Raw genomic sequence first — 21,093 nt, 5'->3', positions numbered from 1 at the left:
TGTGGCGGGAGTGTGGTCGCTCGAGGATGCCTGCGCCCTGGTGGTGGCGCGTGGGCGGCTGATGGGCGCGCTACCCGAAGGTGGGGCGATGCTGGCGGTGGCTGTGGGGGAGGCGGAAGTGGCGGGGATCGTCGCTGGATTTGACAGCGGGTTATCGGTCGCGGCGGTGAACGGTCCGTCGTCGGTGGTGTTGTCCGGAGACGTGTTCGCGATCGACAAGATCGAGAACACGTTTGCCGTGGACGGAGTGAGGACCTCCCGGTTGCGGGTCAGTCACGCGTTCCACTCGGCGTTGATGGAGCCGATGCTCGACGAATTCCGGATTGTAGCCCAAGGATTGACCTATCACCAGCCGACTCTCCCGATCGTGTCGAACGTCTCCGGCGTCGTGGTCGACGCGGAGGTGACCGATCCGGGTTACTGGGTGCGGCAGGTGCGCGGGTGTGTCCGGTTCGCGCCGGGAATCGACACTCTGGTCGAGGCAGGGGTGCGGCGGTTCGTGGAGATCGGTCCGGATGCTGTGCTGGCAGCGATGACTCGGCACTGTCTTGCCGAGAGACAGGACATCGAGGCCCGCTCGACGGTGGTCGCGGCCGCCCGGCATTCCGTCGACGAGTCGACCCAGTTTGTGTCGGCGCTGACCCAAGCCGCTGTCGCGGGAATAGAGGTGGACTGGACAGCGCTGTTCGCGGGCCGTGTCCGGGATCGGGTGCCGCTGCCTACGTATGCGTTCCAGCACCAGCGGTATTGGTTGCAGCCGGTCGGCGTGGCGGATGTGTGGCAGTCGGGCCTGGACGATGCGGGACATCCCCTGTTGGGCGCTATGGTGCGATTGCCGGATTCCCAGGACGTGGTGTTCACCGGCAGGCTGTCTCGAGCCGGTCATCCGTGGTTGGGCGATCATACTGTCGCCGGGGCAGCATTGCTGCCCGGCGCCGCTCTCGTCGAGTTGGCGCTGCATGTGGGAACGGTGATCGGGTGCCCGCGGCTGGCAGAGTTGGTGATCGAGGCGCCCCTGCCGCTGCCGTCCGCGGCAGCGGTCGAGCTGCGGGTGGTGGCGGGGGGACCGGATGAGATGGGCGTGGGAACGGTGTCGGTGTACTCGCGTTCGTGCAGTGGCGACGAATCCGATCGGACCGAGGACCAGTGGGTCCGGCACGCGGTCGCGACCGTCACCGCCCAGTCGGACCTGCCGTCCCCCGACACGCGTATGGACAGCTGGCCGCCGGCCGGCGCGACGGCAATAGAGATCGACGATGCCTATGCGGATCTGGCCGAGCTCGGCTACGAGTACGGACCGGCGTTTCGGGGACTGACTGCGCTGTGGCGGCGCGACGGCGAGGTGTTCGCGGAGGTCGCGCTGCCAGAGCAGATCCGATCGGAGGCGGTGGAGTTCGGTGTGCATCCGGCGTTGTTGGACGCCGCGCTGCACGCGATCCTGCTCGGCGGGCTGGTATCCGGCTCGCGGGCCGGTGCGATCGTCGTCCCGTTCTCATGGGAGAACCTCACGCTGCACGCCGCGGGGGCGAGCGCGCTGCGGGTCCGCGCGACCGCGACTGGGTCCGCACCAGGCGGTGAGCGAATCGCGGTGACCCTTGCCGACCCGGCGGGCATGGCCGTGGCCGAGGTGGATGCGTTGACGCTGCGTCCGCTGTCGATCGACGTGCTCGGACCGGCGGACCGGCGGACCGACGACGTCGGCTACACGGTGGACTGGGTCGCGCTACCAGACCCCGTGGGCGAACTCGCCGTGGCTGAAACCTGGAGCCCCGCCGAGGACGGTGAAACCGTCACGATCGCGGAACGGGATGCGACGGTGTTGCGGCTCGACGCTCAGCGATGGAGTGAGCGGTCGAGTATCGACGCTGCCGCCGTAGACGGCGATGTTCCGGCGACGGTGCGGGATTCGGTGATCACGCTGGCGGCGCGAGTGCGGCGGCTGCTGACGGCCGAGCGGCTCATCGTCGCGGTGACCCGGCAGGCGGTGGCGGTGCATCCCGGCGAGCCGGTGAACTTGCCCGCGGCCGCGGCGTGGGGTCTGCTGTGCACCGCACAGAGCGAGAACCCGGACCGTATCGTCATCGTGGACGTCGACGACTGGGCCGACTATCGGAATGCCGTGGCGCTGGCCCTCACCCTCACCGGTGAACCCCAGCTGGCGCTGCGGCGGAGGACGGCACACGCGCCGCGGCTCGAGCTCGCCGTCGATGGAATGAATGGCCTGTTCGGCTCGTCCGGTGCGCACACTGGGCCGGCCGGCCCGTCGACATGGGCGCTGACTTTGCGTGGCAAGGGCACTTTGACCGCTGAGAACTTCGGTCTGAGTGACAACCCGGATGCGCTGGAACCGCTTGGACCCGGGCAGGTTCGGGTGAGTATGCGGGCGATGGGTCTCAATTTCCGGGACGTGTTGATCGCGTTGGGCACTTACCCGGACCCGAACGGTCGAATTGGTGGTGAAGGGGCTGGGGTGGTGCTGGAGGCGGCCTCGGATGTGACCGAGTTCGCGCCTGGTGATCGGGTTTTCGGGTTGATTTCGGGTGTTGGGTCGGTTGCGGTGGCTGATCGTCGGTTGCTTGCGCCGATGCCGCGGGGTTGGTCGTTCGCTCAGGCGGCGGCGGTGCCGATCGTGTATGCGACTGCCTATTACGGTCTTGCCGATCTGGCTGGGGCGCAGGCTGGTGAAACCCTCCTGTTGCACGCGGCTACGGGTGGTGTGGGTATGGCGGCGGTGCAGTTGGCCCGGCATTTGGGTTTGCGGTTGTTGGTGACTGCGAGCGAGCCGAAGTGGAATGTGCTGCGCGATATGGACTTCGATGATTCGGAGATCGGCGATTCGCGGACTTTGGATTTCGAGCGGAAGTTCCTCGAGGTCACCGAGGGGCGTGGGGTGGATATCGTGCTGGATTCGCTGGCGGGCGAGTTCGTGGATGCGTCGTTGCGGTTGTTGCCGCGCGGTGGTCGGTTCGTCGAGATGGGCATGCTCGATCGGCGTGATCGGGTCGAGGTGGCTGCCGCGTATCCGGGGGTGGATTACCACAGTTTCATGTTGATGGAGGTGGGTCCGGATCGGCTGGGGGAGATCCTGACCGCGCTGCTCGGCTTGTTCGAGGCCGGGGAGTTGGCGCCGTATCCGACGACGGCGTGGGATGTGCGGCAGGCGCCGGAAGCGTACCGGTACCTGAGCCGGGCCCGGCATATCGGTAAGAATGTGCTGACCGTGCCGACCCCGTTGCGGCCTGATGGCACGGTGCTGATCACCGGCGGTACCGGGGGGTTGGGTGCGGTGGCCGCGCGGCACCTGATCAGCGCGCATGGTGTGCGCAGGCTGGTGTTGACGAGCAGGCGTGGTCCGGAGGCGCCCGGCGCGGCCGAACTCGCGGCCGAGCTGACCGTGCTCGGTGCGCATGTGGATGTGGTCGCTTGTGATGCGGCTGATCGGGTGGCACTGGAGGCGGTATTGGCGGCGATTCCGGCGCAGCATCCGTTGACCGGTGTCGTTCATGCCGCAGGTGTGTTGGCCGATGGGTTGCTGGCCACGATGACGGCGGAGCAGATTGCGATGGTGTTGCGGCCGAAGGTGGATGCGGCGTGGAATCTGCACGAGGCGACCAAAGACTTGGATCTGTCGATGTTCGTGTTGTATTCCTCGATTACGGGTGTGATCGGTAATCCGGGGCAGGCGAATTATGCGGCGGCGAATGTATTCCTCGATGCGTTGGCGCAGCACCGGCAGGTGAGTGGTTTGCCGGCGACGTCGGTGGTGTGGGGGCCGTGGGAGCGGAGCGGCGGTATGACGAGTGCGCTCGGAGAGGCCGATTTCGCCCGGTTGCGGCGGCAAGGTTTTATCCCGTTGGGTGACGTGGACGGTATGGCGTTGTTCGACGCGGCACTGGCGGGGGGCCGGTCGGCGTTCGTGGCGGTCCGGATCGATCGCAACGCGCTCGCCGAGACAGATCCCGATGGTTCGCGCGCGATCATGCGCGGGGTGGCACGGCGGGCGCGCCGCCGTGTGAGCGCCACCACGAGCGAGCAGCCGACAGCGTTGAATGGGCGCTCCACAGGCTCCGCACCTTTGGCGGCCCAATTGCTGGGCCGTTCGGCAGTCGAGCAGGAGCGCGTCATTCTCGACGTGATCCGCGTCCAGGCCGCGGCCGTCCTAGCGCACGGCACTGCGGACTCGATCGCCTCCGACAAGCCGTTCAGTGATCTCGGCTTCGACTCGCTCGGCGTGATGGAATTCCGCAACCGGCTGAAATCGGCGGTCGGGGTGCAATTGTCTTCGACCACAATGTTCTCTTATCCCACTCCGGAGGCACTGGCCGGTTACGTCCGCCAGGAGATCGCTCCGATCGGCGACCCCGTCGAGCGCACCGCGGCCGGGGACCTCGCCGGTTTGGAGGCGATGGTCGAACGTGTCCTTGCTGTGGCGGGCGACGACGAGGCGACGGTGACCGCATTGCTCGGTATCAGTGACCGTCTTCGGTCTCATGTCGGCGGGCGGCGGCAGCGCGATGAGTACGACGACTTTGCTGCGCATTCGGGCAGCGAGCTATTGGATTTGATTGATGAGGAGTTTGGCCGGGCATGAGTATCGAGGAACGACTCACGCGGTCTCTGCAGAGGCTGGCCGGAGATCTGCGCGCTGCGAACCGGCATATTCGGGAGCTGGAGGAGCGGGCGCGGGAGCCGATCGCGATCGTGGGGATGAGTTGCCGCTATCCGGGTGGTGTGAAATCCCCTGAGCAGCTGTGGGATCTGGTCGCTTCTGGTGTTGATGCGGTCGGTGGGTTTCCGACCGATCGGGGGTGGGATCTGGATCGGCTGTACCATCCGGATCCGGATGTGCCGGGCACGATCTACACCCGTGAAGGCGGGTTCCTGGACTCCATCGGCGACTTCGACGCCGGCTTCTTCGGGATCAGTCCTCGTGAGGCCGTGGTGATGGATCCGCAGCAGCGTCTGATGCTGGAGGCGTCGTGGGAGGCGTTGGAGGATGCGGGTATCGACCCGGTATCGCTGCGTGGCACTGACACCGGCGTCTTCACCGGAGTCATCCACCAGAACTACGGCCCTCGTATCGGCTCGCCGACCATTACCGCGGAGGCGGAAGGTCATGCCTACCTCGGTGTCGCGAACAGTGTGCTGTCCGGTCGGATCGCGTATACCTTCGGCTTCGAGGGCCCGGCGATGTCGGTGGACACCGCGTGCTCGTCGTCGTTGGTGGCGCTGCATCTGGCGTGTCAGGCGTTGCGGCAGGGCGACGCCTCGCTGGCCCTGGCGGCCGGTGTCACCGTGATGTCGGATCCGGCTCTGCTGATCGCGTTCGCGCGTCAGCGTGCGCTGTCGTCGGATGCGCGCTGTAAGGCGTTCGCGGCGGCCGCCGACGGGACCGGCTTCTCCGAGGGGCTTGGGGTGCTGGTGTTGGAGCGCTTGTCGGATGCGCAGCGGCTCGGGCACACCGTGTTGGCCGTGGTGCGCGGCAGCGCGGTGAATCAGGACGGTGCGAGTAACGGTTTGACTGCGCCGAATGGTCTTGCGCAGGAACGAGTCATCGTGCAGGCATTGGCGAATGCGGGTTTGGCTGCATCGGATGTCGATGTGGTGGAGGCGCATGGCACGGGCACGATGCTGGGGGATCCGATCGAGGCGTCGGCACTGATCAGCGTCTACGGGAAGCAGCGTGTGAGCGCTCCGCTGCGTATGGGTTCGCTGAAGTCGAATGTCGGTCACACGTCGGCGGCCGCGGGGGTGGGGAGTGTGATCAAGATGGTGCAGGCGTTGCGGCACGAGATGTTGCCGAAGACGTTGCATGTGGATGCGCCGTCGCCGCATGTGGACTGGTCCGCGGGTACGGTACGGCTGCTTCAGGACAGTGAGCTGTGGCCGGCGGGGGAGCGGGTGCGACGGGCGGGTGTGTCGTCGTTCGGGGCCAGTGGCACCAACGCCCATCTCATTCTGGAGGAAGCGCCCGCCGGTCCGGTTGCCGCCCAGGAAGGAGGCGAGCCTGAGCAGGTGGCGGTTGTGGAGCCCATCGCGTCGGATGTCGTTGTGCTGGTGATATCGGCCAAGTCCGCCGACGCGCAACGGGCTCAGGCGGATCGATTGCGGCAGTGGCTGCTCGGTGATCCCGAGGCGGATGTGTGGGATGTGGCGCATTCGTTGGTGACGTCGCGGGCGCTGTTGGACTGGCGCGGTGTCGTCGTGGGACGTGACCGGACCGAACTGTTGGCCGGTCTGGCCGAGTTGGCGGCGGGTTCGTCAGGCGCGATCGAGGCGAAAGCAAGTTCTGCGAAAACGGCCTTCCTGTTCACTGGTCAGGGTGCGCAGCGAGCCGGTATGGGTGCGGATCTGTATCGCGCGTTTCCGGTGTTCGCGGCTGCGCTGGAGGAGGTGTGTGCGGAATTCGACCCGTTGCTCGGTCGCTCGTTGAAAGATGTGATGTTCGCCGATCCGGAGGGGTTGTTGGATCGGACGGAGTTCACCCAGCCGGCGTTGTTCGCGTTCGAGGTGGCGTTGTTCCGGTTGATGGAGTCGTTCGGTGTGACACCGGATGTGCTGATCGGACATTCGATCGGGGAGTTGGCGGCGGCGTATGTGGCGGGGGTGTGGTCGCTTGCGGATGCGTGTGTGTTGGTGGCGGCGCGAGGTAGGTTGATGGGTGCGCTGCCGAGCGGCGGCGCGATGTTTGCCGTGGCGATCGGTGAAGAACGAGCGGCCGAGATTATCGCCGGGTTCGGGGACCGCGTGTCGATCGCGGCGGTGAACGGCCTGTCGTCGACGGTGCTGTCCGGGGACGCCGACGCCCTCGAGGAGATCGAGCGGCAGCTCTCGGCAACTGGAGTCAAGACGAATCGACTGCGGGTCAGTCACGCCTTTCATTCGGCGCGGATGGATCCGATGCTGACCGAATTCGGTTCGGTAGCTCGAGGTATCGCCTACCGGTCACCGAAATTTTCCATCGTGTCGAACGAGTCCGGTGAGCTTGCCGGTCATGTGGTGACGGATCCGGAGTATTGGGTGCGGCAGGTGCGGGGTTGTGTGCGGTTTGCACCGGGTGTGGACGCTCTCGTCGACGAGGGTGTGCGGCGGTTTGTCGAGGTGGGTCCGGATGCAGTGTTGGCCGCGATGGCTAGCGAGTGTTTGGCGCAGAACCCGGAGGTCGAGTCGGTTTCGTCGGTGGCGACGTTTTCTCGGCGTTGCACCGATGAGGTGGCGCAGTTCGTCACGTCGTTGGCGCAGGTTCATGTCGCGGGTGTGCGGGTGGACTGGCCTGTGCTGTTCGCCGGACGTGGGGTGCGTCGGGTTGCGTTGCCGACGTATGCGTTCCAGCGTCGGCGGTTCTGGTTGCAGCCCGGCAGTGACTCCTCGGTGTCGCAGTCGTTGACGGATCATCCGATTCTGACGGGTGTGGTCGGTTTGGCGGGGACCGACGAGTGGTTGTTCACCGGTCGGTTCTCGGTGCGTACCCATCCGTGGATCGCTGATCACATGGCCCACGGTGTGGTGGTGGTGCCGGGGGTCCTATTGCTTGAATTTCTCCTCGTCGCGGGCGGCCGGATCGGCTGTGCGGTGGTTGAGGAAGTCATTGTGCAGTCGCCGATCCGGCCCGGTGACGACGAGGTCGAGCTGCAGGTGCTGGTGCAGGCCGCGGACGAGTCCGGGCGACGTACATTCGAGTGCTTTTACCGGAAGTCGTCCGACGCAGAAGCAGAATGGGCGTGTTACGCGACCGGAGCGCTGGCGGCGCGGTGGGCTGGGGATTCGGTGTTGTTGTCGCGGTTGCGGGACGAGGACTGGCCGCCGGTCGATGCCGAACTCGTAGATGTGGCCGACACCGCGCTCGCCGAGCAGATCACGATGGACACCGGGCTGCAGTACGGTCCGGCATTCATCGGGGTGCATGCCGTGTGGCGACGTGGCGACACGGTGTTCTCGGAGGTCGCGTTGGACACCGACGCGGTGCCGGAGTGGGGGCGCCATGATCTGCATCCGGCTTTGATGGAGCTGGTGGTGCACGCGGGGCTCTCCCAGCTGTTTTTCCGCCAGATGGATCCCGAGGCGAATACCGGTTGGTTGCTGTTCCGGTGGGGTGGTGCGCGTTTTCACAAGCCGGTGTTTGACGGCGGGCAGGGTCTGCGGCTTGCGGAGGTGACGTCGCTTCGGGTCATCGCGGTCAAGACCGGAGTGGATACCGTGGCCGTCGCGGCTGTTGATCTGGCCGGCAACCCGATCCTGTCCGTCGATGAGGTGCTGCTGCGTCCGTATGAGGTCGAGGAATTCCGGCGCAGCCTGTCCGCTGACGGGGCCGCCTTGTATCAGGTTGGTTGGGAGCCGACCGCGGAATCGGTTGCGGGGGCCGCTCAGCCCGCACCCCGCATTGCAGTGCTAGCGGATACGACGGTGTCGGGGGTCGAGGACTCTTATGCGCGGGTTTCCGATGTTGGTGCGGCCGACGGTATTCCGGATGTCCTCGTCTGGCGTGTGAGTGGTCAGGCCGACGATGACCCGGCAGTGGTGCGGGCGTGGGTGCACGCCACGTTGGGCACGCTGAAGTCCTGGCTTGCCGAAGAACGTCTGTTCGATGTCCGGCTGGTGGTGGTGACCACGGGCGGCGCGGGGTTGGCCGGGGAGGTTGTGGATGTGGCCGCGGCTGCGGTGTGGGGGTTGGTGCGCAGTGCGCAGTCGGAGAATCCGGGGCGGTTCGTTCTTGTCGATGAGGATCCGGCCGCGCCGTTGGATGTCGATCGGATAGCGGTCGTGCTGCGGTCGGGCGAGTCGCAGGTTGCGGTGCGTGCTGCGGAGATCCTGGTTCCGCGGTTGAGGCGTGCACCCGCATCTGTGTCGGAGCGCACCGTGCCACGGCCTGCTTCGGAGCGCTCCCGGCCAAAAGACCACGGGGACAAGCTTTATCTGGGGTTGGGGGATGGGACGGTGCTGATCACCGGTGGTACGGGCGGCCTGGGTGCGTTGTTCGCCCGCCATCTCGTCGCCGAGCATGGTGTGCGCCGGTTGGTGCTGTCGTCGCGGCGGGGACCGGAAGCTGCGGGTGCCGTCGAGTTGGTCGCCGAGCTAACGCGAGCGGGTGCCGACGCCCAGGTTGTTGCCTGCGATGTCGCTGACGGCGACGCGGTGCGGAAGCTGTTGGACACCATCGAAGCCGATGGTGAATTGACCGCTGTGGTGCACACCGCGGGGGTTCTCGACGACGGCACCATCGAGACGCTGACCGGTGCGCAGGTGGATCGGGTGTTGGCGCCGAAGGTCGACGGCGCGTGGCACTTGGACCAGCTGACCCGGGACCGGAACTTGTCGGCGTTCGTGGTGTTCTCATCGATCGCTGGAGTGCTCGGGTCGGCCGGCCAGGGTAACTATGCGGCGGCGAACGGTTTCCTGGACGCGTTGGCACAGCGGCGTCGCGCGGCTGGGTTGCCGGCAGTGTCGTTGGCGTGGGGGCCGTGGAACCAGGGCAGTGGTATGACCAGTGGTCTGGGGAGTACGGCGATGGCGCGATTGGGTCGGCTGGGGCTTGGCGCGCTCGAGAATGCCGACGGTGTGCGTCTTTTCGACGATGCCCTCACCGGCGCCGAGGCGCGGCTGGCTCCGATCCGGTTCGACACCAGCGTGCTGCGACGCGTATCCGACCCCGATGCGGCTCCCGCGGTATTGCGCGGATTCGTGCGGCGCGCGGCGCCGCCCGCCGCCACGTCCGCGCAGGACTCGGCGGCGGGCTCGTTCGGCGCTCGGCTGGCTCAGCTGCCGCAAGCTCAGCGCGGCGGGGCCGTACTCGACGTGGTACTGACGCAGGCCGCGGCAGCGCTGGGACACGGCTCGGCCAACGACATCCCACCCGACCAGCGTTTCGACGAGATCGGTTTCGATTCGCTGGGTGGCGTGGAATTCCGCAACAGGCTGGCCAAGGCCACCGGCGTGCAGTTGCCGTCGACACTGGTGTTCGACTATCCGACCGCGGCGGCGGTGGCGAAACTGGTGCAGTCTCGCATCGAACCGAAAACGGTCGGCGAACCGGTCAACAAGACGGTGCGCCGAGCGCGGGCGGACGAGCCGATCGCCATCGTGGGAATGGGATGCCGGTTCCCGGGAGGTGTGAAGTCGCCGAATGACCTCTGGGATCTGCTTGTGTCGGGAATTGATGCGACCAGTGAGTATCCGTCGGATCGCGGTTGGGATCTGGAACGGTTGTTCGATCCCGATCCAGACAAGCCCGGCACGGTTTATGCCCGTCGCGCCGGATTCCTTGATGATGCCGGGGATTTCGACGCCGGCTTCTTCGGGATCGGTCCCCGGGAGGCGTCTGCGATGGAACCACAGCAGCGTCAGTTGCTGGAAGCGTCCTGGGAGGCTTTGGAAGACGCGGGTATCGACCCGGTCTCGTTGCGTGGCAGTGATGCCGGGGTGTTCGTCGGAGCGTGCTACTCGACCTACTACACCCGGGTCGCCGGCGAGTTGGAGAGTTACCGGCTCACCGGTTCCCAGTGCAGCGTGACCTCCGGCAGGCTGGCGTATGTCTTCGGTGTGGAAGGGCCTACCGTCACCGTGGACACCGCGTGCTCGTCGTCGCTGGTCGCGCTGCATCTGGCCTGCCAAGCGCTACGGCAGGGGGAGACCTCGCTGGCGCTGACGGGCGGCGTGACGGTCTATGCCGATCCGTTCCTCTCCGTCGAATTCGCGCGGCAGCGTGGTCTGTCACCCGATGGGCGCTGCAAGTCGTTCTCCGCCGCGGCCGACGGTGTCGCGTTCTCCGAGGGCGTCGGCATGCTGGTGCTCGAACGGCTGTCGGACGCTCGTCGTCTCGGCCACGACGTGCTGGCGGTCGTGCGTGGCACCGCGATCAATCAGGACGGTGCGAGCAATGGTTTGACCGCGCCGAACGGTCCCTCGCAGGAGCGGGTGATCGCGGCGGCGTTGGCCAGTGCGGGGTTGGAGCCCTCGGATGTGGATGCGGTGGAGGCGCACGGCACCGGAACGCCTTTGGGTGATCCGATCGAGGCGCAGGCACTGATCGCCACCTATGGGCAGGAGCGACCGGATCGGCCGCTGCACATCGGGTCGCTCAAGTCGAATATCGGACACACCGCGGCCGCGGCGGGTGTGGCCGGGGTGATCAAAATGGTGCAGGCGTTGCGGCACGAAACGCTACCGAAGACCTTGCATATCGACGAGCCGAGCCCGCATGTGGACTGGTTGGCGGGCAATGTCGCGTTGTTGACCGAGCCACAGCCATGGCCGGCCGACGGCCGTGTTCGCCGCGCCGGAGTGTCGTCGTTCGGCGTCAGCGGCACCAACGCCCACGCCATCCTGGAACAGGCACCCACCCGGCGGTCAAGCCCGCAACAGGTAATACACCGTAACCCGGCAGACGATATCGGAGGCCGGGAAGTCCCCACCCCGCAACCCGCGCCGACAGCCCTACCTCACCCCGCCGCGGCCGTACCGTTGCTGGTATCGGCGAAATCCGAGTCGGGTTTGCGGGCGCAGGCGCAACGGTTGCGGCAGTGGGTGATCGACAAACCTGACCTGGATGTCTGGGACATCGCATACTCGCTGGCCAACTTTCGTGGTCGGCTGGAGTGTCGGGGCGCGGTTGTCGGCGCAGACCGCGGCGAGTTGCTTTCCGGTCTTGCCGATTTGGCGGCGGGGGTGGTGTCGTCCGGTGTTGTCGAGGCAGTTGTCGGGTCGGGTAGGACGGCGTTGCTGTTCACCGGGCAGGGAGCGCAACGTGGCGGGATGGGCGCGGGCCTGTACGACTCGTTCGAGGTGTTCGCGGCGGCGTTGGATGAGGTGTGTGCGGAGTTCGATCCCCTGTTGGGTCGGTCGCTGAAGGATGCGATGTTCGCGCGGGGTGACGGTGTGGAGTTGTTGGATCGGACGGAGTTCACCCAGCCTGCGTTGTTTGCGTTCGAGGTGGCGTTGTTCCGGCTGGTGGAGTCGTTCGGTGTCGTACCGGACATGCTGATCGGGCATTCGGTCGGTGAGTTGGCGGCTGCGTATGTGGCTGGAGTGTGGTCGTTGTCGGATGCGTGTCGCGTGGTTGCCGCGCGTGGTCGGTTGATGGGGGAATTGCCTGCCGGTGGGGCGATGGTGGCGGTGGCCGTGGGGGAGGAGGACGCGGCAGAACTTGTTTCCGGGTACGGGGACCGGTTGTCGATCGCGGCGGTGAACGGTCCGTCGTCGGTGGTGTTGTCCGGGGACGGGGACGCTGTCGAGGAGGTGGAGCGGCGTGCCGCCGCGGAAGGCTACCGGACCACCCGGTTACGGGTCGGTCATGCGTTTCATTCCGCGCGTATGGATGCGATGCTGGCCGAGTTCCGTTCCGTGGCCGAAGATGTGACCTATCATCTGCCGAACGTTCCGGTCGTGTCGAACATCGATAGCGCCGTGATGGGCGTGGAGTTGACCGATCCGGGCTATTGGGTGGAGCAGGTGCGTGGATGTGTGCGCTTCGCGTCCGGGATCGACACCCTGGTCGACGCCGGCGTGCGACGGTTTGTCGAGATCGGCCCCGATGCCGTCCTGTCGGCGATGACTCGGCAATGTCTTGCCCAAACCCCGGACGTCGAGGCCCGCTCGACAGTGATCACCCCAGCCCGACGCTCGACCGACGAACCGACACAGCTCGTATCCGCCCTCACACACGCCCACGCAGCAGGTATAGACGTCGACTGGAAGCCACTGTTCGGCAACCGCACCGTGTCGCGGGTCCCGCTACCCACCTACACATTCCAACACCAACGGTATTGGCTACAGCCAGCCTCCGAGACACCGTCACCGTCCCGCCATCCAGTACTGACCGAAGAGGTGAGGGTCGCAGGCAAGGACGAGTGGCTGTTCACCGGGCCACTTTCGGTGGCGTCGTATCCATGGATCGCCGACCACACGGTGTTCGGCGCGATACTGCTACCGGGGGCCGGTTTCGTGGAATTGGCGTTGGCGGTCGGTGCTCGATTGGGTATCGAGGTCATCGACGAGCTGGTCCTCGAAGCACCCCTGCGATTGGACGACCGCACCGAGGTCGACGTCCAGGTCGGTGTCGACGAGCCCGATGACGACGGGCGCAGACGCTTCAACGTGGCGTCCAGGGTAATCGGCGAACATTCCGACAGCGGATCCGGAATCACACACGCTCGTGGCATTCTCGCTCCCAGCGCGGTGAGCGCTGCTCCGGCCCATGACAGGGTCGACCGTCCGCAAGCCTGCCCCGGAGTGCCTTTACCCGGCGACGATGTGACGTTTGGTGATTCGATGTACGGCCGGTTGGCCGCGCGCGGACTCGACTACGGACCCGCATTCCGGGGGGTGAACCGCCTGTGGCGGGACGGTGGTGGCGATGTCTTGGCGGATGTGCGGCTGCCGGCCGAGGGCGGGGCCGATGCCGGGCGGTTCCGTATCCATCCCGTGTTGCTGGACTCCGCGCTGCACGCTGCGGTGGAGGAGTTGGCCGTCGACTTTGCCGCCGACCAGGCGCCGCTGCCGTTCTCGTTCACCGGTGTGCGGTTGTACCGTCCCGGTGTGACGGCCGTGCAGGCGCGAATCCGACGCAGCGAAGCCGCCAGTGGTATGGGCGTCAGGCCCGAGGCGGCAGCGGAAAGTAGCTACGAGGGCCACGCGAATGCCGCACTCCAACACGGCGGCGGCATCCGGCTCGAGCTCGGCGACGACACAGGCGCTCTGGTATTGACCGTCGAGTTACTGCAGGCGCGTCCGGTGGACAGCAAGGCATTGCACGATGGCCGGTTCGCCCGTCACCACCGGCTCTACGATGTGCAGTGGAGCCCACTCGACGGCATCGATGCTCAATCGCCCCGCTCCATCGCTTCCCGCGGTACGGATAGCCGGCGGATCGTCGTCGTCGGCTCGACGCGGGCCGATGAGCCCGCCCCGGAATGCTCGCGGCCAAAAGATCAGTGGGACAAGCTTTATCCGGGGTTCGCGGAGAGTTACCCGAACATGACCGCGCTGGGCGAGGCTGCCGGGGACGATGTTCCGGATGTGCTGGTGTGGTTCGCCGACAATGTCGCCGAGGAAAGTAGTGCATTGTCGGCGGATGCCGTGCACCGACGTGTGCACATGGTGCTGGCGACGGTTCGTTCATGGTTGTCTCTGCCCGCGGCCGATGCGCGGCTGGTTGTGGTGACGCGCAACGGTGCCGGTCTGCCAGGAGAAGATCCCGATCTGGCTGCGGCGGCCACCTGGGGTTTGCTGCGCAGTGCTCAGTCGGAGTATCCGGGTCGGATTGTGTTGGTGGACAGCGACGGTGATGTGACGCCGGAGTTGGTGTCGGCTGTTCTCGATTCCGGCGAGGGGCAGTTGGCGGTGCGTGCGGGTGCGTTGTCGGCGCCGCGCTTGACCCGTCGCGGTGGTGTGGCTCGATCGGCTGTCGTGCTCGGTTCGGGTGCGGTGCTGATCACCGGTGGCACCAGTGGGTTGGGTGCGTTGGTGGCGCGGCATCTGGCCGTGGCGCACGGTGTGCGTGATCTGGTGTTGGTGTCTCGGCGTGGTGAGCGGGCCGAGAGTGTTGGCGAACTGGTGGTCGAGTTGGCCGAGCTGGGGGTTCGGGCGCGGGTGGTGGCCTGTGATGTGAGTGACCGCGCCGCGGTTGCGGCGATGCTCGACGGTCTGTCCGACGGCCCGGCGTTGACGGCCGTTGTTCACGCGGCGGGTGTGTTGGCCGATGGCACTGTGGAGACGCTGACGCCGGAGCAGGTCGACCGGGCGCTTGCGCCGAAGGTCGATGCGGCGTTGAACCTGCATGAGCTCACCCTGGATCGCGATTTGTCGGCGTTCGTGATGTTTTCCTCGATCGCGGCGGTTCTCGGGTCTGCGGGTCAGGGCAATTATGCGGCGGCGAATTCGGTTCTGGACGCTTTGGCACGACGGCGCGTGAATGCGGGCCTGCCCGCGGTTTCTGTTGCGTGGGGTCCGTGGAGCCAGGACAGCGGGATGATGGCCGGTTTGGGCAGCGTAGGTGTGGATCGACTGTCGCGTATGGGTTTTCGACCCTTGGCCGAAGCTGATGGTCTTGCGTTGTTCGATGTGGTGGGCGGCGCGGACGTGCCGTTTGTCGCCGCGGTCGATTTCGACGTGGCCGCATTGTCGGTTCAGGCCCGCGCGGGTCTGTTGCCGCCACTGTTGCAGTCGTCGACGCCGGCGCCACGCCGTGCCGACAGTGCTGACGACCTGACTCGGCGGTTGGCGAGCGTGCCGCCGGACAAACACGACGCGGTCGTTGTGGACTTCGTGCGGGATCAGATTGCCGCGGTGCTAGGTCATGCTTCGGGGGAGCTGATCGACGCGGAGAAGCCGTTCAGTGACCTGGGTTTCGATTCGCTGGGTGCGGTGGAGTTCCGCAACCGGCTCACCAAGGCTACTGGTCTGCAACTTCCGTCGACTCTTGCCTTCGACTACCCGACGGCGGCGGCGATGGCTCGGTATCTGCGTTCGCGGGTCGATGGTGCGAACAAGAATCCTGTTCAGTCGCGGCGTCGGGTGCATACCGACGAGCCGATCGCGATCGTCGGCATGGCATGCCGGTATCCCGGCGGTGTCGAGTCTCCGGACGAACTGTGGAATCTGGTGTTGTCGGGCACGGACGCCATCAGCGGGTTTCCGTCGGATCGTGGCTGGGACCTGAATCGCCTGATTCACCCGAACCCGGAGAACCCGGGTACGTCCTACGCCCGGGAGGGCGGTTTCCTGACGAACGCGGCCGATTTCGACGCGGGCTTTTTCGGGATCGGTCCGCGTGAGGCGATTGCGATGGATCCGCAGCAGCGATTGCTGTTGGAGGTGTCGTGGGAGGCGTTGGAGCATGCGGGGATCGATCCGACGTCGTTGCGGGGCAGCAATACCGGTGTCTACACGGGTGTGATGTATCAGGACTACGAGGCCGTGACGCGCAAGGGCGGGTCCGAGGTCGAGGGTTATGTCGCGACCGGTGCCGCGGGGAGTGTGGTGTCCGGACGAGTGGCATACGCATTGGGTTTGGAAGGGCCTGCGATGACAGTGGATACGGCGTGTTCGTCGTCGCTGGTGGCGTTGCATGTGGCGTGCCGGGCGTTGCGTCAGGGCGAAAGCTCACTCGCATTGGTGGGTGGTGCGACGGTGATGGCGACACCGATGGTGTTCGTGGAGTTTTCTCGGCAGCGTGGTTTGGCTCCGGATGGGCGGTGCAAGGCGTTTTCGGCTGCGGCCGACGGTGTGGCCTGGTCCGAGGGTGCCGCGGTGTTGGTGGTGGAACGGTTGTCGGACGCGCGGCGACTGGGCCACAACGTGTTGGCGGTGGTGCGTGGCAGCGCGGTCAATCAGGACGGCGCGAGCAATGGTTTGACCGCGCCGAACGGTCCGTCGCAGGAGCGGGTGATCGCGTCGGCATTGGCCGACGCCGGGTTGCGCCCGGCGGACGTGGACGCGGTGGAGGCGCACGGAACGGGAACGGCGTTGGGGGATCCGATCGAGGCGCAGGCGTTGATCGCCGCTTACGGACAGGATCGACCGGATCGACCACTGCGCATCGGTGCGCTCAAGTCCAATATCGGTCACACGCAGGCGGCTTCCGGTGTGGGTGGTGTGATCAAAATGGTGCAGGCATTGCAGCACGAGATGTTGCCGAAGACTCTGCATGTCGATGCATTGTCGCCGCATGTGGATTGGTCGGCGGGATCGGTGCGGGTGTTGACCGAGGCGGATCCGTGGCCCGCCGGCGGCACGGTGCGGCGTGTGGGGGTGTCGTCGTTCGGGATCAGCGGCACCAACGCGCATGTGATCCTCGAGGAAGCACCGACGGCACCTTCTGCCCAGTTCGTTTCGGAATATGGCAGTGGCGAACCCGCGGCCGTGGGGCTGGATATCGACATCGCCGTGGTGCCGTGGGTGGTGTCGGCGAAGTCGGAGGAGGCGTTGCGGGGCCAGGCGGATCGGTTGCGGGCATGGTTGGCTGATCGTGCGGATGTGGACCTCTGGGCGGTGGCGCGGTCGTTGCTGGACTCGCGGGCACTGCTGGATCGGCAGGGTGTTGTCATCGGGCGTGACCGGCAGGAGCTGCTCGCCGGACTGGAGGCTCTGGCCAATTCTTCACGGGGGCCGGCTTTCCCGGATGCGAGTAGTCCCGGGCAGGCGGCGTTGGTGGTCGACGGCGTTGCGGGTTCGGGAAAAACGGTCTTCCTGTTCACCGGTCAAGGCGCACAACGGGTGGGTATGGGTGCGGGGCTGTACGAGGCGTTTCCGGCGTTTGCGGCGGTATTGGACGAGGTGTGCGGCGAGTTCGACCGTCACCGCGACAAGGCTCACCCGTCGCCCGACCACCACCCCTCGAGGAGCTCCGCGCCGTCGTTGAAGGAGGTGATGTTCACCGATGTCGAGGGTGTGTTGGATCGGACGGAGTGGACGCAGCCGGCGTTGTTCGCGTTCGAGGTGGCGATGTTCCGTTTGCTGGAATCGTTCGGACTCGCACCGGATGTCCTTGCGGGGCATTCGATCGGAGAGTTGGCCGCGGCATACGTGGCGGGGGTGTGGTCGCTCGAGGATGCATGTGCGCTGGTAGCGGCGCGTGGCCGGTTAATGGGCGGGTTGCCCGACGGTGGTGCGATGCTCGCCGTCGCCGTGGCGGAGACAGAAGTGGTGGAGGTGATTGCCGAGTACGACGGTCGCGTGTCGATTGCTGCGGTGAACGGGCCGGAGTCGGTGGTGATCTCTGGCGACGCCGAGGTCGTCGACAAGGTGGAGCGGACGTTGTCGGCGCAGCACCGTAAAACCACGCGGCTGCGCGTCTCGCACGCGTTCCATTCGGTGTTGATGGAGCCCATGCTGGACGAGTTCCGTTCTGTGGCACAGAGATTGACGTATCGGGAGCCGCTGTTGCCGATCGTGTCGAACGTGTCGGGTGAGCAGGCCGGTGATGAGGTGTGTGATCCGGAGTACTGGGTGGCGCAAGTTCGTGGTTGCGTGCGGTTCGCTCCCGGCGTGGACACGCTGGTCGAGGCTGGTGTGCGCAGGTTCGTGGAGGTGGGTCCGGACGCGGTGCTCGCCGCAATGACTCGCGAATGCCTGGCGGAACATGCGGACAGGCAGGCGAAGTCTACGGTGGTGGCTTCGTCGCGGCGATCCATCGACGAGTCGGTGCAGTTCGTCATGTGCCTGGCACAGGCGCACACAGTGGGACTCCCTGTGGACTTGCGGCCCTTGTTCGCGGGGCGTGCTATGGATCGGGTGGCGTTGCCCACCTATGCGTTCGAGCACCGACGCTACTGGCTGCAGCCGCCGTCCGGAGTCGTGACCGGCACGTTCGGGCATCCGCTGCTGGCGAACGCAGTGCCGCTCGCGGGCAAAGACGAGTGGCTGTTCACGGGCCGGTTCTCGGTGCGGACTCATCCTTGGATCGCTGACCACGCGGTGTTCGGCTCGGTGTTGCTGCCTGGGACGGCCTTCGCGGAATTGGCGTTGAGCGCGGGCGCGCGACTACACGTCGGCGTCATCGAGGAACTGCTGCTGGAAACCCCGCTGCTACTCGTAGGCGACGCGGAGGTCGACCTGCAGTTGAGTGTTGCGGCACCCGATGGCGAGGGCCGGCGCACATTTGCGATCTACTCCCACCCCGCCGCCGACGGGGACTCGGCCGACGAGTACCCGTGGGTGCTGCACGCAGGGGGTGTCCTGACCGCTGCCGCCGATATCGCCCCGATATGGAGCGAGCGGACCTGGCCCCCTCCAGGGGCGGAGCCGTCGAACGACCCATCTTTCTACGATCGCCTGGCGCAGCGGGGATTCGAGTACGGCCCGGCGTTCCAGGGCGTGACCGCGATGTGGACCCGTGACGAGCAGATCTTCGCAGAAGTCTCACTCGACGAATCGGCGAGCGGGTCGGCATCCGCATTCGGCATCCATCCCGCACTGCTGGACGGCTGTCTGCACGTGGCTATTGATCGTCTGACCGACGACCTGGCCGCGGGACAGTTGCTGTTGCCTTTCTCGTTCGCGGGAGTTCGGCTGTGGCGTTCCCCTGTCGGGGCGGTGCGTGCACGGGTGGTCCCGGACGGCAGCGGGTCGGTCGGAATCGATGTTGTCGACGACACCGGTTCGATCGTGTTGACCATCGATGCGGTGACCGCGCGTCCGGTCGACGTCGAAGCTCTGAACGTGGCGAGCAAGACTCGCCGCTCGTCGCCGCTGCACCTGCGATGGGTCTCCTCGGAGCTGCCTACCCCGACGTCCGTCGGTGTGATGGCGACATTGGGCTCGGCGAGGGTGGCCGGGGTCGACCAGCACTATTCCGACGTTGCGGAATTGGCTGCGGCGGAAGAGGTTCCGGACCTGATCGTCTGGTCGCTTGCCGACGACCTCGCCGTGGTCGACGCTGTCGACGGGGATGGGCGGATCGGTGATGCTTTGTCCGGTGGGCGTGCTGCAGCGATTCGGGCTTCGGTTCACGCAGTCTGGGAGATCTTGCGGTCGTGGTTGTCGAGCGAGCGGCTGGAGGATTCTCGTTTGGTGGTGGCGACCCGCCGTGCGACGGGAGTGGCGGGTGAGTCGGTCGACTTGGCTGCTGCTGCGGTGGCCGGCATGGTCCGCACCGCCCAATCGGAACACCCGGGTCGGATTGTGCTGCTGGACCACGAGGGCATTCTGGACGCTGATGTCGTGCGGAGTGCCATCGAATCAAATCAGGGTCAGATGGCGGTACGTGATTCCCGGATGTTCGTGCCGCGCTTGTCCGGCGGTGTACCCACCGAAGAACCGCAGTCGTCCGACCAGGGTGCGATGTTCGGGAACGGCACGGTATTGATTACCGGTGGTACCAGTGGTTTGGGTGCGGTGATGGCTCGGCATCTGGTTGCCGTGCATGGTGTGGAGCACCTCTTGTTGGTGTCACGTCGGGGTGAAGCGGCGGCGGGCGTCGCGGAGCTGGTGGCCGAATTGACCGATATGGGGGCCGAAATCCGTGTTGCCGCATGCGATGTCGGTGACCGCACGAGTGTGGCGGCCGTGCTCAGTTCGATCGGGGCCGAGTATCCGTTGACGGCGGTGATCCATTCCGCGGGTGTGGTCGACGACGCTACGCTCGAGAAGCTGACTGCGGAGCAGATCGACCGTGTGCTCGCGCCCAAGGTCGACGGCGCGCTGAACCTGGACGACCTGACCCGGGGGCACGACCTGGCGGCGTTCATCATGTTCTCCTCTGTGGCGTCGACATTCGGCGCGCCGGGACAGGGCAACTATGCGGCGGCGAATTCGTTCCTCGACGGGCTGGCCGGTGCCCGCCGCGCCCAGGGGCTGCCGGGGCTGTCGGTGGCGTGGGGCCCCTGGCACCAGGAAGCGGGTATGACAGGCAATCTGGCCCGGGCCTCCCTGGCCCGGCTGGAGCGACTGGGCATCAAGGTCATCGGCGATGACGATGGAGTTGCGCTGCTCGACGCCGCAATCGTCGCGAACGAACCCGTGGCCGTCTGCGCCGAATTCGACAAGCCGATGCTGGCGGCCCACGCCCGAGCCGGGCTGTTGCCCGAGGTGCTCAGCAGCCTGGTGCCTGCACGGGCGCGCCGCGCGGCGAGTGGTATCGCAGCCGGCGGCAAGTTGGCTGGGCGGCTCGCTGCCGCGCGGGAGGACGAACGGGACGCGGTCATACTCGGATTCGTGCGGGAACATGTCGCGGCTGTGCTCGGACACCCGTCTGCCGCTGCTGTCGAACCCGGGGCACCGTTCGACAAACTGGGATTCGATTCGCTCGGTGGTGTCGAGCTGCGGAATCGGCTCGCCGAGGCGACGGGCATGAAATTGCCGTCGTCGCTGGTGTTCAACTATCCGACTACTACCGCAGTGGCGAAATATTTGCGTTCGCGTTGGGAGAGCACCGCGACCGTGTCGATGGTCGATGACCAGATCGACTCACTGCGGCGGCTGTTGGCGACCACGTCGTCTGCCGATGAGAAGGACCGGTTGATCGAGCGGATCCGTTCGACGCTGGCCGATGCCGTGGCCGAACGTGAATCCCCGACTCACAGCGTTCGCGTGGCCGTCGAGGCGGCGGCCAGTCCTGATGAGCTTTTTGCTCTTATCGACCGACAGATCACAACTAAATGA

The 21,093-nt window shown here is 66.2% G+C and carries 2 protein-coding genes (1 of these 2 cut by a window edge); both read left to right on the top strand.

Annotated elements, in window-relative coordinates; all coding sequences use genetic code 11:
* Window positions 1–4,591 carry the final stretch of an SDR family NAD(P)-dependent oxidoreductase gene (locus tag OHB12_RS07930; RefSeq protein ID WP_327117583.1) on the top strand. 10,460 nt of this gene lie to the left of the window's left edge, so 4,591 of the gene's 15,051 nt are visible here — the last part of the coding sequence; its start codon lies beyond the left edge, outside the window; it ends in the stop codon at window positions 4,589–4,591.
* Window positions 4,588–21,093, top strand: a complete 16,506-nt coding sequence (locus OHB12_RS07925) for a type I polyketide synthase (RefSeq protein ID WP_327117581.1) — start codon at window positions 4,588–4,590, stop codon at window positions 21,091–21,093. Before OHB12_RS07930 ends, OHB12_RS07925 begins: the two co-directional genes overlap by 4 nt.

Origin of the sequence: Nocardia sp. NBC_01730 (assembly GCF_035920445.1) — a bacterium.
GTDB lineage: Bacteria > Actinomycetota > Actinomycetes > Mycobacteriales > Mycobacteriaceae > Nocardia.
Note: the sequence above shows the minus strand (reverse complement) of the source record. Positions and strands in the feature narration are given on the sequence as shown.

Excerpts from the sequence above, each read along its gene's own strand:
- OHB12_RS07925 (WP_327117581.1), top strand. The coding sequence starts at position 4,588 with ATGAGTATCGAGGAACGACTCACGCGGTCTCTGCAGAGGCTGGCCGGA.